The sequence below is a fragment of the Brevibacterium metallidurans genome, assembly GCF_037101285.1.
GTDB classification, from domain to species: Bacteria; Actinomycetota; Actinomycetes; order Actinomycetales; family Brevibacteriaceae; genus Brevibacterium; species Brevibacterium metallidurans.
Window position 1 is genome coordinate 71,157 of the sequence record NZ_BAAAAF010000005.1, and the last position, 13,630, is coordinate 84,786.

At 63.6% G+C, this 13,630-nt stretch carries 17 protein-coding genes; 7 read left to right on the top strand and 10 right to left on the bottom strand.

Annotated elements, in window-relative coordinates; genetic code table 11:
• Positions 1-48: 48 nt before the first annotated feature.
• From AACX88_RS08270 to AACX88_RS08290, 5 genes are all read right to left on the bottom strand, one after another.
• Positions 49-1,821: an AIPR family protein gene (locus AACX88_RS08270; RefSeq protein ID WP_339392564.1), complete on the bottom strand. Its 1,773-nt coding sequence runs from the start codon at positions 1,819-1,821 to the stop codon at positions 49-51.
• 186 nt (positions 1,822-2,007) lie between these two features.
• On the bottom strand, positions 2,008-2,892 hold the full coding sequence (mutM, locus tag AACX88_RS08275) for a bifunctional DNA-formamidopyrimidine glycosylase/DNA-(apurinic or apyrimidinic site) lyase (protein WP_339392565.1): 885 nt from the start codon (positions 2,890-2,892) through the stop codon (positions 2,008-2,010).
• 19 nt (positions 2,893-2,911) lie between these two features.
• Positions 2,912-3,616, bottom strand: coding sequence for a ribonuclease III (rnc, locus tag AACX88_RS08280; protein ID WP_339392566.1), 705 nt, complete (start codon positions 3,614-3,616; stop codon positions 2,912-2,914).
• Between the two features lie 3 nt (positions 3,617-3,619).
• Positions 3,620-3,823, bottom strand: coding sequence for a 50S ribosomal protein L32 (rpmF, locus tag AACX88_RS08285; RefSeq protein ID WP_144588255.1), 204 nt, complete (start codon positions 3,821-3,823; stop codon positions 3,620-3,622).
• 2 nt (positions 3,824-3,825) lie between these two features.
• Complete coding sequence (locus AACX88_RS08290; protein WP_144588252.1) at positions 3,826-4,344, bottom strand: YceD family protein; 519 nt, start codon at positions 4,342-4,344, stop codon at positions 3,826-3,828.
• Between the two features lie 298 nt (positions 4,345-4,642).
• Here AACX88_RS08290 and AACX88_RS08295 point away from each other — a divergent pair, with 298 nt between their 5' ends.
• The 3 genes from AACX88_RS08295 (at position 4,643) to AACX88_RS08305 (ending at position 6,521) form a co-directional block, all read left to right on the top strand.
• Positions 4,643-5,323 (top strand): hypothetical protein, encoded by a 681-nt coding sequence (locus tag AACX88_RS08295; RefSeq protein WP_339392567.1) that lies wholly within the window; start codon positions 4,643-4,645, stop codon positions 5,321-5,323.
• Positions 5,323-5,964, top strand: a complete 642-nt coding sequence (locus tag AACX88_RS08300; protein WP_339392568.1) for a hypothetical protein — start codon at positions 5,323-5,325, stop codon at positions 5,962-5,964. Before AACX88_RS08295 ends, AACX88_RS08300 begins: the two co-directional genes overlap by 1 nt.
• 101 nt (positions 5,965-6,065) lie before the next feature.
• Complete coding sequence (locus AACX88_RS08305; RefSeq protein WP_339392569.1) at positions 6,066-6,521, top strand: hypothetical protein; 456 nt, start codon at positions 6,066-6,068, stop codon at positions 6,519-6,521.
• Positions 6,522-6,524: 3 nt separating this feature from the next.
• Here AACX88_RS08305 and AACX88_RS08310 read toward each other — a convergent pair whose 3' ends face one another.
• The 4 genes from AACX88_RS08310 to AACX88_RS08325 form a co-directional block, all read right to left on the bottom strand.
• Complete coding sequence (locus AACX88_RS08310) at positions 6,525-7,712, bottom strand: MFS transporter (protein ID WP_339392570.1); 1,188 nt, start codon at positions 7,710-7,712, stop codon at positions 6,525-6,527.
• Positions 7,713-7,715: 3 nt separating this feature from the next.
• On the bottom strand, positions 7,716-8,204 hold the full coding sequence (gene coaD / locus AACX88_RS08315) for a pantetheine-phosphate adenylyltransferase (RefSeq protein WP_339392571.1): 489 nt from the start codon (positions 8,202-8,204) through the stop codon (positions 7,716-7,718).
• Between the two features lie 52 nt (positions 8,205-8,256).
• On the bottom strand, positions 8,257-8,718 hold the full coding sequence (locus tag AACX88_RS08320) for a hypothetical protein (protein WP_339392572.1): 462 nt from the start codon (positions 8,716-8,718) through the stop codon (positions 8,257-8,259).
• A 69-nt stretch (positions 8,719-8,787) separates the two neighbouring features.
• Positions 8,788-9,537, bottom strand: coding sequence for a GntR family transcriptional regulator (locus tag AACX88_RS08325; RefSeq protein WP_339392573.1), 750 nt, complete (start codon positions 9,535-9,537; stop codon positions 8,788-8,790).
• Between the two features lie 124 nt (positions 9,538-9,661).
• Here AACX88_RS08325 and ehuB point away from each other — a divergent pair, with 124 nt between their 5' ends.
• The 4 genes from ehuB to AACX88_RS08345 are packed head-to-tail and all read left to right on the top strand — an operon-like array spanning position 9,662 to position 12,847.
• Positions 9,662-10,543, top strand: a complete 882-nt coding sequence (gene ehuB / locus AACX88_RS08330) for an ectoine/hydroxyectoine ABC transporter substrate-binding protein EhuB (protein ID WP_339392574.1) — start codon at positions 9,662-9,664, stop codon at positions 10,541-10,543.
• Between the two features lie 21 nt (positions 10,544-10,564).
• Positions 10,565-11,356 (top strand): ectoine/hydroxyectoine ABC transporter permease subunit EhuC, encoded by a 792-nt coding sequence (gene ehuC, locus AACX88_RS08335; protein WP_339392575.1) that lies wholly within the window; start codon positions 10,565-10,567, stop codon positions 11,354-11,356.
• Positions 11,356-12,012: an ectoine/hydroxyectoine ABC transporter permease subunit EhuD gene (gene ehuD, locus AACX88_RS08340; RefSeq protein WP_222125959.1), complete on the top strand. Its 657-nt coding sequence runs from the start codon at positions 11,356-11,358 to the stop codon at positions 12,010-12,012. Before ehuC ends, ehuD begins: the two co-directional genes overlap by 1 nt.
• Entirely contained in the window at positions 11,999-12,847 is an 849-nt protein-coding gene (locus tag AACX88_RS08345) for an amino acid ABC transporter ATP-binding protein (RefSeq protein ID WP_422614421.1), read from the top strand. The genes ehuD and AACX88_RS08345 overlap by 14 nt, the downstream gene beginning before the upstream one ends.
• 141 nt (positions 12,848-12,988) lie before the next feature.
• Here the strand turns inward: AACX88_RS08345 and rsmD are convergent, their stop codons facing one another.
• The gene (gene rsmD, locus AACX88_RS08350; RefSeq protein WP_339392576.1) at positions 12,989-13,576 is read right to left on the bottom strand and encodes a 16S rRNA (guanine(966)-N(2))-methyltransferase RsmD; all 588 of its coding nucleotides are present in this window, start codon (positions 13,574-13,576) and stop codon (positions 12,989-12,991) included.
• Positions 13,577-13,630: the final 54 nt, after the last annotated feature.

Here is a 13,630-nt window from a genome sequence, read left to right on the forward strand (position 1 = left end):
CCCAATAAACCAACGCTTTCGAGCATTTCCAGAGCATAGTGACCCCATTCATAACGATTCAACCTTAACTCGCTTCGCGAAATCAACGAACGCATCTGGCTGAAAATTCAATAGAGCCCTAAATAATCCTTCAAACGCAATAAAAGCATCCTCCTTCCCCTCCCGTGTGACTCGCCCCTTATTGAAAGCCCCGCGAAGCTGATCCTTCAAAGGAAGAATTGTATCTATAACTATATTCCAATATCCCGCCGCCTTCGCCAAACCAGGATCCGATTTGAATCTTAAACCAAATCTATTAGGAATCGTTTTGCCTAAGATTGACTCCAAGGAACGCGCAACGACCTCCACGAGGAGGTAGTTAGCTCCCTTTAGCGACAGAAAGTCAAGTTCGTCTTCTTCGGCGTCAGTTAACGATTCATTTGGATTGCGTGATTTACTCCGAAGATCTATGACTCGAGTCGTAATAGCATCATAAAGCGAGTATGTGAAAAGAATATGAGACGCCGTGGTACGTTCCGAAAAGACTCTTGAGTACATGGTATCATCCACCCAAATTTCGGCTTTCTTATCGTATGCCGCTACCGGATCACCGTGAAACGCCGTAAGAACCTGACCAACCGTATATGATGCGAGCGACGTTCGACTACGTTTGATTGCATCGCTGGACCCTCCTCTTCGACCACCCTCATAGGTAACACCAGGCATTGCAGCAAACTCGGAACGCAATCGGTTTTGAATTTCGTCGCCGCTTCGGAAATCTGCTGCTTGAACCTTGTTCTGTAGGTTGTTGAACCGCACAATTTGATCAATGAGCTGTTCATCGCTCGACTTCACAAATCGAATTGGAACAAGTAGCTCAACTGGTGGCTTCGCTTCGAGAGATCCCACCGACCCGGTTGTCTGCGCACCGTTAACCACCGAGATCCCGGTTATGTTAAGTCGGCGCCCGGTTTTTGAACGGGGTCCCAGCTTATAGTCCAAGACAAGCGCAGTAACTCCGTTGTTGTAAACGGCAAAATCTGATGGCTCAGACTTTGCAGTCTCCTTAATTCCGTTATTGATGTTAGCGTCACTCCGACGAGACCCCAGATAATCGCGCACGTTTGCCGAAAATAGGTCTTCTTTGTGCTCTGCAAATAGATTGTACAGCCACGTGCCAGAAACCAAAGTAGTCACAGCGCTCCAACGATCTGTCGAAGCTTCAATAGCGTCAGAAACTCGGAGTTCAAACTGGTCGTTAACTTTGATCGCACGACGAGAGCCTAAATACCACCGCTCTAGGGTCTCGGCACCAACCTGAGCACCCAACACTTGAACTGTTCCCCGTTTAGACAACAGGCGACTTGCAGTCTTTTCTGCATTCGAAACTTCCGAAGCAGCATTCTTCGATTCAGGTGCGTTATGGACATACCAAAGGTGAAAGTCACGAATTGACCCTGCATCTAAAGCGTCCCGAACTTCTTGAACTCTGCTTCGAATTCCATCGGGAACTGATTCTAGGTCCGCACTCAATAGCCACGCAACTGCGGTATTAAGATCAGATGCCTTATTTGCCGGTGCGGATGATTTCTTCACTGGCGACTCAAAGCATTGAGCTACGACCAATAGGCTTCGACTCAAATCCACGTAAATAATATCGAGCTTCTTGTCATCGCCGCCTCCAGTGATTGATTCGGCTGCAGCGGAGCGCACATCGTCAATACCGAACTTTTGATCAACAGCGAACAGTCCTATTCCGTCGGACCCTAACTCGTGACTTTCAGAGAAATGTTTATAGGCAGATTTCCAGGTTTCTTTGCCTTCAACTGACTTCAATATCATCTATTTTCCCCTGACTGACATTATAAGCTGCCCTGTTCGCCACTAAAGCAGTGTGCGAATAGCGTTATCTTTCGCTTAAGACTTTGTGAACGAAGCTCGTTTACATACCTTAGACTACACTAGTCTCAATAGCTTGAGGTTTGTTCCACGGGAAATCCCTACCTGCAGCGTTGAACGCCGCCCAGCTCACCGGTACCGCGGCGGCTTCTGGCAGTTCGGGCAGAAGTGGCTGCCGCGACCGGCGACGGTGAGCTTGGCGATCTCCCCGCCGCAGCGTACGCACTCCTGACCCCCGCGGCCGTAGACGAGCAGCGAGCGGTCGAAGTACCCGGACTCCCCGTTGACGTTGACGTAGAGGTCGTCGAAGCTCGTCCCGCCCACAGCCAGCGCATCGCCCATCACGGTCGTCGCCGATTCGAGGACGGCAGCCAGGCGGTTCCGCCGCGTGCGGGCCGCGATCGCCAGCGGATGGATGCCCGCCCGGAAGAGCGCTTCGTCGGCGTAGATGTTGCCGACCCCGCTGACGAGAGTCTGATCGAGCAGGGCCGCCTTGATCGGGCTGCGCTTGCGCGCCAAGGCCGCAAGAGTCGCGTCGATGTCGAAGGCGTCCTCGAGCGGATCAGGTGCGATGTGGATCGCCGAGGCGGGCACAAGCCGACCGTGTGCGGGCACGAGCGGCTGCACGCTGAGATGGCCGAAGATCCGCTGGTCGACGAAGCGCAGATCGAAGCGCTCCTCGACCCGTTCGAGGCGGAACACCGCACGTGTGTGCCGGTGCGCCTCCTCCGCGGCGAGGTGGACGCGCATCTGTCCGCTCATGCCCAGGTGGACGAGCAGTCCGTCCTCCCCATCGAGCGTGAGCCACATGAACTTCCCGCGCCGCTCTGCCCCAGTGATGAGACGGCCGGTGACGGTGCGGACGAAGGCTGCGGCAGCGGTGTCATCGACCCGCCGCGCCGAGGTGGTGCCGAGGATCCGGGGATCGACCACCTCAGCGCCGGTGATGAGGGCACCCGCGGTCCACTCGTCGACGCCGCGGCGGACGCTTTCGACCTCGGGAAGCTCGGGCATCGCAGCCGTGAACTGCGCGTCAGCGCTTGTAGTCGGGGTAGAGCGTGCGGATCGCCTTGACCGCGACTTCCGCGGCAGCCGCCTCGGCGGCCTTCTTCGATGATCCGTCGCCTGAACCCCAGCCGTTGTCACCGAGGCGGGCGTGGGCGGTGAAGACCATCGCATGGTCGGGGCCGGTCGAGGTGATCTCGTAGCTCACGGCACCCAGGCCCAGGTCGGCGGCGGCCTCCTGGAGGGTGGTCTTGAAGTCCATGCCGGCGCCGAGGTTGACGGCGTCGGCGAGCATTCCGTCGATGAGGCGGTGGACGAAGGCGAAGGCCGCGTCCCGGCCCGAGGAGACAAAGGTCGCGCCGATGAGGGCTTCGACGGTGTCGGCGAGGATCGAGTCCTTGTTCCGTCCGCCGGTGAGCTCTTCGCCCTTGCCGAGGAGGATGTGGCGGCCGATGTCGTGACGGCGGGCGATCGCGGCCAGGGCACGCGTGTTGACGACGGCCGAGCGCATCTTCGCCAGCTGCCCCTCGGGCAGGTCAGGGTTGTCGTAGTAGAGCGACTCGGTGGCGACGAGGCCGAGGACGGAGTCGCCCAGGAACTCGAGGCGCTCGTTCGTCGGAATGCCGCCGGCTTCGAAGGCGAAGGAGCGGTGGGTCAGCGCAAGACGAAAAGTCTCGGGATCGATGTCGATCCCGAGACTCTTCTGCAGTTCTGCTGTGGTATCAGTGTCCACAGGTCAGACGTCAGCGACCTTGCGTCCCTTGTACTCAAGGAACAGCGGGGTGCCGGCTGCGTCTTCGACGACCTTGGCCTGGTGGGGGCGCGAGTACACAACGCGACCGTTCTCCACAGTCTTGACCAGGTTCGGAGCCTGGGCCTTCCACTGCGAACGACGGTGGCGGGTGTTGCTGCGCGACATCTTACGCTTGGGAACAGCCACGTCTAGCTCTCTTTCTTCTCATCCAACAAGTTCTGAAGCTGTGCGAACGGCGAATCGGATTCGCTCTCGCCCTCCTCGATGTCCTCACCGAGGGTGTAGCTGAACTCTTCGCTTCCGTCCTGTGAGGGACTGAAGGGCAGAGCCATCACGACAGCGTCTCTGATCGCGGGTTCGAGGTCGAGGTGATCCCGGTCGATGACGTAGGAGTCCTCGTCGCCCTCGGCCTGCTCATAGACGTACATCTCGTTGATGTCGACATCCATGGGCAGCTCGATCTCGTCGAGCGTCCTCGCGTCCTCGCCGCGGGCCACGGTCGAAACCGTGCCCGAGACGTAGATCCCCTCGGAAACGCTCTCGAACATGAGCTCGAGGTTCATCGGCGTTCCTTCGGCGACCCCGATCACTTCGATCTTGAGATCCGCCGGAGCCGGCACTGTGGCGTTGACACGTTCCCACTCACCCGGATGACCGAGCAATCCCATGGATCGGAGATCGTAGACGAACTCTGACCGCTTCTTCATGCTCTCTCCTCCGTATGCGAATGAGATGCCGCTCCTGCGTTCACACGCGACTCATCATTCTAATCAACTCCGCCGACCATTGCCAATCGTCGCCCGGACCTCGCCGAGGTGTTCCTCGTCACCCCGATTCCGTGCCGTTGCGCCAGGCTACCGCACCTCATGGCATGAGCGCCGAGGTTGTGCATCGATCCGATATCGGTTCCACCGGAGGCTGCCGCACCGGTGGAGGCTCACGCGTGCGCTCGGGTAGTCTCCGGACGGTGCAGACCCCAGCCCTACTGTTCTCCCCTGACCCATCATGACCCTGCAAGAACTCCTCACCACCGCCTTCGCCGACATCTCCCCCGACGACCTCAAGCCGGTGTGGGCAGAGGGCATCCTGGAGATGTCCGAGCTGTCGTTGGATCAGACCGTGCCCGACGGATCGATCGTGTCTGTCGAGGCGCCAGGCATTCTCGTCGTCGACTTCAAGAGCGAGAGCACTCAGACCGAAGGGGACCGTTCGTCGCAGGCCGAGCCCGAAGCTGGTCAGCTGCGGCTGAGGATGGAGATCGATGAGGTCACCTTCGGAGACGTCACACGGGTGGACTACCTCTGCGCACTTCGCTTCTCTGAGTTCGTGGAGAAGTACAGGTTGGAAGTCTCCGTGGAGCCGGACGGGATCTACCCGCACCATGAAGCTGCCGATCCCTTCTTCCCGATCGTCCAGATTCTCACTGGTGCCGACGTGCTCGTCGAAATCATGTTCCCACGCTTGAAAACCGTCACAGCTCCTGGCCACGCAGTGCCGGGCGAAGGCATCCGAGTAGACGTTCCCTGGCATATCCGAGGACTGATCGCACTGCTGACCCCGCCGGTCACTCTTGTCCAAGCGACTGTCGTCGACGGCGATCTCACTGTGTCGCGGCGTCCGCTGACCACAGAAGAGCTGTCGTTCGGAAGCCCACCCTTTGTGCCCGAACGCCCGGATGTCGTGTGATGGCACAGCCTGAAACCGACGACAGAGACGACGGCCGAGTGCCCACCGCCTCCGATCAGGACGATGTTTCGGACCGCGTTCGGTTCCCCGACGTCGACTTCCCCATTAGGCGCTCATGGTGGTCGACGTGGTTGTTTCCGAAGCCCCTCATCAACCTTGCGCACGCGGTGTGGGTGAGCTTTGCCGTGCTTCTGCTCGCTGCGGTGACCACCATCGCGGCAGTGTCCTTGTCCGATGTCGAAACGGCCTTCTCCGAGGGCATGACGCCGGGAACGTTCACGCCCGTGCAACGCGAATGCTCTGACGGCTGGCGAGGCGGTGAGCCGTCGTGCTCGTGGTTGGGCACCTACACCGATGACGATGGCACGACGATCGACGGAGTCCTCCTCGACGAGGAGCTGACGCCGAGCGCCGCGGGGGTCGAGCAGCGGGTGCGCTGGAACGGGGATCGCGAAGAGCCCGTTGTCTTCGCCGATGACAGGGAGTCGCAGAGCGGAGTCGTCATCCTCATTGTGACTGTGTGGACTGGCGTCGCCGGAACATGCGTTTACATCGTCATCCGCAGTCATCGCCGCAGGAAAATTGAACTCGTGCGCCTCGACCGCGCGAAACGACCCCGCTCCCACCGGCATCACCTCTGATCCTCGGGGCAGCTCGTCGTCATTTTCCAGGGTCGCCTCAGTCTTTACGCCGCCCGAATCGGTACTGTGATCGCGTGACGTCGAAACAGACCATCAACACCATGAGCACCGTCTGGGTGTCCATCGTCGCCCTCCTCCTCACAGTGACGACGATCCTCGCCATCTCCGCCGCGATCGATGTCGCCAAGATCTTCGTCGTCGGCGTGGAGACCGGACAGTTCAAAGCCCTCACCCGCGACTGCGGTCTGCCGAAGAACGGCGAGGTCCTGTGCGCCTGGCGCGGAACCTACACCGGCACCGACGGCACAACCGTGAAGAACGCCCTCCTCGGCGAGGACCTCTCACGCGAAACCGCGAGCGAACCGCAGCAGGTGCGCTGGAACGGCGATGAGGTCAATCCCGTCGTCTACCTCGACGACCCGCGGTCGGTGTGGAAGAACCTCGCCATCATCGCCTTCATCTGGTCCGTCTTCACCGGCCTCTACGCGTACCTGATCATCAGCAGCCTCAGCCGCCGACGCCGGAAACTGGAGAGGCTCGGCAACCCGAACCCCTGACCCTCACCACTTCTCGTGACTGTTGCGCCAGGTCACGCCGCCGGCGAGGAGGAGCAGCGCCCCGGAGATCGTGAAGACGACACCGGAGCCGGCGATGATCGTGAGCACCGAGGCGATCGAGGGGATCACGACCTGACTGAGCCGGTTGCCGGCCAACCGGATCGAGAGCACCGCCGCCCGGTTCGCCGGGTCCGAGAGCGTCGAGACCCACGTCATCGTCAGCGGCTGGGTGAGCCCGAAGCAGAACCCGGCAATCGCCAGCAGGATCGCCAGGCTCCATGTCTGGGTGAGCACGGGGATGAGGATGACGCAGATCCCCGCCGCCGCCGAGGCGGTCCACAGCAGCGAGAGACTCCCCCACCGGCGAGCGAGCATGCCGATGATCATCCGCGAGATCACCGAGGCGAAGGTCCGCAGCGCTAGCAGCCACGTCACCGTCGTCACGCTCAGCCCGTTCTCCTGCCCGATGAGCGGCAGGTACGCGGTCATGAGGTCGACGGCGGCCAGAGTCGCCATCGACGCGAGGATCGCCGGCTTCATCCCCCGGATCCGCAGCAGAGCCCACGGGGTGCGGACACTCTCGGCCGCCTCGGCGCGGGAGACATGCGGGGTCCGCCCACGCAGCATGACGATGACCGCCGCGATGAGGGTGAGCGCGGAGAACCCGGTCATGAACCACAGGGCGCCGACGATGTGCGGGGAGCCGCCGGTGGCGTCGGCGATCATGCCGGCCAGGGGCAGGCCGATCGTCTGCCCGATCGACACCCCCAGGGTGAGGTGGCCGAACTTCGCGGTCAGGCGGGAGGCCGGGAAGCTCTGCGGGATGAGCGCCTGCGAGGCCACGGTGGTGAGCAGCTGACCGAAGCCGAGGCTCATCGTCGCAACGAGAAGCACGCCGAGGTTGGGGGCGATGGCCGCGAGCGCGACGGGGAGGATCGAGAGCACGGTGCCCACCCAGAGCACCGCGGTCGCATACCCCCGGTCGACGAGGCGGCCGACGAAGAGCGCGGTGAGCAGCGGGACGAGCGAATAGCACGCGGTCATGAGGCCGAGCACGACCCCGGTGCCGCCGAGTTCGAGGGTGCGGTAGGAGATGAGCACACGCACGCCGTTGTACGTCGCGTGCGCGAGGACGGTGTGGACGACGAGGCCTGTGAACCAGGCCCGGGACGAGGAAGGAGTCGCCTGCATGCCTTACGAGTCGGCGCTCAGCGCGGCGAGCACGGGCTCGGGCACAAGGCCGGTGATGTCCCCGCCGTTCCTGTGGACCTCTTTGATCAGCGAGGAGGAGACATGCTCGAACTCGGGGTTGCCGGGCACGAAGATCGTCTCGAGGTCGGTGAGGTGCTTGTTCATCAGCGCCATCGGCAGCTCGTAGGCGAAGTCCGTGCCCGAGCGCAGACCCTTGACGACCGCGGGTGCCCCGATCCTCGCGCAGTAGTCGACGAGGAGGCCGCCGGGGACGACGTCGATCGTGATGTTCCCAGCATCCCGGGTGCGCTCATCGGCGTCGAGGGAGGCACGGATGAGCCCGGCGCGGGTGTCCGGATCGAACCGGCCCGTCTTCGACGGGTTGTGGACGACGGCGACGACGACCTCGTCGAAGAGCTTCGCCGCACGGGCGATGATGTCGAGATGACCCATGGTGATCGGATCATAGGAACCGGGACTGACGACCTTCATGGCCTCATCGTATCCCGCACGCCGAGGTGGTCCCGGTCGGTCCGTATGACGTTCAGTCGGCGCGGAGGTCGTAGGGCGGCTGCTGTTCTTTCAGCGCCGACCACCCGTGCCAGGCCGCGGCGACGACGACCATGGTGCCGAAGATGATGAGCGAGCTGTAGCTCTGGATCATCATGGCGAGTTTCGCCGATTCCCACCCGCCGGCCGACGCGAAGCCCATCATGGCGCCGATGGAGAGGACAGCGCCGACGAGACCGACGACGCTCACCCAGGCGACACGGATGACATGCGAGTGCTCTCGGCGAGGCCGGGCGGCGACCAACCCGAGACCGAGAGCGGCGACCACGGCGGACACGGCGAAATCGAACCCGTACACGGTGAGCACTCCCCCGTAGACGCCGAAGAAGAACTCGGTGAGGACGACAACGAGGGCCATGGCCACGAGCACCGTGACGACTGCTTCGCGCACAAGCGCCCAGTAGCGTGCGCCGAACGACCGCCCGTGAGGATCCATGCCCCGATCGTATCGCCGAGCGAATCGACCGGGCGCACCGCCCCTATGCTCCGGCGCTCCGCGCGACGATCACTCTCGCAAGCTCGCCCACTGGTCGTCAACACCGGACTCGCCGTCCTCCCCGCGGACGACGACGGCTTCGGGTTCGGAGGCGGGATTGCGCAGGCGGGCGACCGCCTCGGCGGAGATCCGGGCGACGATGCCCACTGCCTGCTCCTCGTCTCCGGCGGCGATCGCCTCGGCGAGGCTGCGATGGACGTCGATGAGATCGCAGCGGACCTCGTACCCACCGGGCGCCGACAGGGAGAGCAGCCTCGTGTGGACCATCGACGCCTTCATCAGGGTCGTCAGCCGCGGTGACCCGGAGCACGCGACGATCGCGTGATGGAAGTCGAGGTCGGCGTCGCCGATGACCCGGGCGACGCTGCCGTCGACGACCGATTCGAGTGCCTCGAGCGCCTCGTCGATGAGCGCGGTGGCCCGCTGCCCGCGGATGATCATCCGCACGGCCTGGACCTCGATCGCCTCGCGCACCGCGTAGACGTCGTCGATGTCCTCGGTCCCCATCCGCTTGACCCACGCCCCGCGTCCCGGGGCATGACTGACGCTGCCCTCGCTGACGAGGCGCTGCAGCGCCTCCCGCAAGGACGGCCGGGAGACCCCGAGCAGCTCCGCGGTGCGCACCTCGTTGATCGCCTGCCCCGGCAGCAGACTGCCGCGGTAGATCGCATTGCGGATCTCCTCGGCGACGAGGTCGATCGTCGAGGAACGCACGACGCGACGCAGCACGGGCAGCTCCGAGGTGTGCGGCTGAGACATGTCACGAGCATATAACGTTGTCAGACAGTGTGACATCCGGACTGTCAGAGGTTTGAATGGGGCGATGAGACGCACGTCACCCACGTCGTCACCGACCACGGAACTCCCCAGGAAAGGACCCGCCATGACCTCCCTCAAAGGACTCGCGGCCGCGACCTCGATCCTCGCCCTCACGCTCACCCTCGGTGCGTGCAGCGGCGGCGGCTCCGACAAGAGCACCCTGCAGCAGGCCATCGACGACGGCAAGATCACCGTCGGCTTCGCCGGTGAGGCCCCCTACAGCTTCGAGGAGGGCGGCGAACTCCAGGGCGCGAGCGTCGCCCTGGCCAAGCAGGTCTTCAAGAACCTCGGCGTCGACAACGTCGACGGCGTCAACACCGAGTTCGGCTCCCTCATCCCCGGCCTCAACGCCGAGCGCTTCGACGCGATCTCCGCGGGCATGTCGATCCTGCCCGACCGCTGCAAGCAGGCGTCCTTCGGCAACCCCGAGTTCATGTACACCACGGCCCTGATGACGAAGAAGGGCGAGAACGAGGGACTGAAGAACCTCGACGAGGTCAAGGAGAAGGGCCTCAAGCTCGCCACCATGACCGGTGCCGTCGAATCCGACTACGCGAAGGCCCTCGGCATCGAGTCGCAGCAGGTCGGCACCCCGCAGGACGGCATGGACGCCGTGACCACGGGCCGCGCCGACGCCTTCGCGCTCACCGGCATCTCGCTGAACTGGATGGCGAAGAACACCCCGAACGCCGACGTCGCGGTGAGCGAATCGTTCGTCCAGGAGATCGACGGCGTCCCACAGGTCGGTGCGGGCGCCACGGTCTTCCGCACCGAAGACACCGAACTGCGCGACGCGTGGAACAAGGAGCTCGACAAGATCGTCGGGGACGAGAAGGCCTACCTCGACATCGTCGGCGACTACGGCTTCACGAAGGAGGAGCGCCCCGACGGCTCGATCACGACCGATCAGCTGTGCAAGGGCGAACTGCCGACCGCTGACTCCTGAGCCGCAGCCTGACCCGCGCTCATGACCGATCAGCTCAGCGCGCTCCTGGAGTTCCTTCCCGCCGTGTGGGAGGGAATCCAGGTCACGCTCATCCTCACTCTCGCCGGTGCCGCCGGTGCCCTGGTCATCGCGATCGTCCTCGGGCTCGCGATGACCTCGGCGCATCGGTGGCTGCGGATCCCTGCCCGGATCGTCGTCGAGTTCTTCCGCGGCACGTCCCTGCTCGTCCAGCTGTTCTGGCTCTTCTACGTCCTCCCCCTCCTCGGCGTCCAGCTCGATCCGATGGCATGCGGAATCGGTGCCCTGTCGCTCAACTACGGTGCCTATGCCGCCGAGGTGGTCCGGTCCTCGATCGCGACCGTGCCCAAGGGCCAGTGGGAGGCGGCCATCGCGCTGAGCCTCTCCCCGGCCAGACGGATGCTGCGGGTGATCTTCCCGCAGGCGTGGGCGCTGATGATCCCGTCGCTGGCGACGCTCCTCATCCAGCTGCTCAAGGGCACCGCGGTCGTCTCCTTCATCACGCTCTCCGACCTCACCGACAAGATCGGGCAGCTGCGGATGTCGACGAACGACACGTTCTTCGCCTATTCCGTGGGTCTGCTCATCTACTTCGTCATCGCGTGGCTGCTCCAGGAGTTCATGAACCTCCTCGAACGCCGGGCCGTCCGACGGCTGGGCCGGCGTCGTCCGGGCTCGCGCAATGACCGCCGGCGGGCCAGACGGGATGCCCGTGTCGGCTCGACCGAGGTGACCGGTCCCCGCACGGCCGCCGGGCAGTCGACGGGCAACGTCGGATACGGACAGCCGCTGTGATCTGGAACTGGGAATTCGCCGCCGAGGCGCTGCCGATCCTCCTGCGCGGCTTCGTCAACACGCTCATCGCCACGGTCGTCGGCACGATCATCGCCGCGATCCTCGGCCTCCTCCTCGCCGTGGCCATCCGCGCCCTGCCGCGGTGGATCAACTGGGTGGTCCGGCTCTTCGTCGCCTTCGTCCGCAACACCCCGCTCGTCGTCCAACTCGTCTTCGTCTACACCGCCTTCGCGGAGATCCCCGCATTGGCGAGCATTCCCGCGCTCGTCGTCGGCTCCGGGGTCATCGGCGTCCACTACGCGACGTACATGTCCGAGAGCTACCGCGCGGGCATCGACGCGGTCCCACCGGGTCAGCGGGAAGCGGCGATCGCCCTCTCCCTGCCTCCCGTGCGGACGTTCACCGCGGTCATCCTCCCGCAGGCGCTGCGGGCGACGATCCCGTCGCTGGGCAACTACGCGGTCGCGATGTTCAAGGACACTCCGTTCCTCTTCGCGCTCTCCGTCGTGGAGCTCGTCACCTCGGCGCAGCAGTTCGGGGCGGCGAAGTTCGCCTACACCGAGGCGTTCACCCTGGCCGGGCTGATCTTCCTCGCCGCCAGCTACCCCACCTCCCTCCTCATCCAACGATTGGAGCGGCGCCTTGCCACCTACTGAGAACACCCCGTCCCCGCACCTCGACACCTCTGCGCAGACCGGAGCCTCCCGGCACATCGACACTGAGGCGAGCGCCCCGGCGATCGAGTTCAAGGACGTCGAGAAGCGGTTCGGGAAGACGACGGTGCTCGAGAACCTCAACTTCACCGTCGCCCCGGGCGAACGAGTCACCCTCATCGGGCCGAGCGGTTCGGGCAAGACGACGATCCTCCGGCTCGTCATGACCCTCGAGGAGCTCACCGGCGGTTACATCTACATCGACGGCAGGCCGCTTACCTTCGAAGACAGGGACGGCAAACGGGTCGAACTGCCGAAGAAGACGACTCGGGCGATGACGACGCGCATCGGCATGGTCTTCCAGCAGTTCAACCTCTTCCCCAATATGACGGTGATCGAGAACATCATCGAAGCCCCCATCCATGTGCTGGGCAAATCGAAGGACGAAGCGGTCGCCGACGCGAAGTCGCTGCTCGAGCGGGTGGGTCTGAGTGAGAAGGCCGATGAGCACCCGACCCGCCTGTCAGGCGGTCAGCAGCAGCGCGTGGCGATCGCCCGGGCACTGGCGATGAGCCCGGAGATCCTCCTCCTCGACGAGGTGACCTCGGCCCTCGACCCGGAACTCGTCGGCGACGTCCTCGCGGTGCTGCGCGACATCGCGGAGACCACGGACATCACGATGCTCCTCGTCACCCACGAGATGCAGTTCGCCCGCGAGGTCTCCGACCGGGTGATGATGTTCGACGGCGGTCTCGTCCTCGAGGAGGGTCCGCCCGACCTCATCTTCAACGACCCGAGCCACGAGCGCACCCGGTCGTTCCTCTCCAGCGTGCTCTGAGCCGCTTCGACGCGGTGATCCGACACCAGCACGGTGAACCGACACCAGCACGGTGTTCCGACGAGCGCAGAATTATCAGCATGGTGTTCCGACGCCAGCAGGGTGAATGCACCGTGCCAGTGTCGGAACACCGTGCTGGTGTCAGTGCGCAGCGTCCTCGACGGTGAGCTGGACGAAGTGGAGCGCGGTCTCCCCGAAGGTCTTCGAGCGGAAGACCTCGAGGCCGCCCGGCATCGTCGGCTCCGGGGCCCGGGAGGAGCGTTCGATGACGACGATCGACTCCTCGTCGAGGTGGCTGCGCAGTCGCCCGAGCACCTGCGTGACCGCGTCTTCCCCCAGCGGGTAGGGCGGATCCATGAACACGAGGTCGAAGACCCGTGACTCGAGTTCGCTGGGATCGGGCAGGTTCGACAGGAATTGGAGGACGTCGGCGCTGCTCACCGCCGTCGAATGTCCGATGCCGAGCTTGTCCGCGTTCGCCTCGATCGCCCGCACCGACGCCAGCGAGGAATCGACGAAGACGACCTGCGCCGCGCCTCGCGACATCGCCTCGAACCCCAGTCCCCCGGAGCCGGCGAACAGATCGAGGACGTTGGCCGCCTGGAGGACCCCGTAGCCTTCGAGCATCGAGAACAGCGACTCCTTGACCCGGTCCGAGGTCGGACGGGTGGCGTTGCCGCCGGGAGTGACGAGCCGTGATCCCTTGTGCGCTCCCGCGATGATCCTCATGTCGCCCTCCTCGATAGTCCTTCGGCCCGTGTCCTTCGACCCGCGTCATCCAAA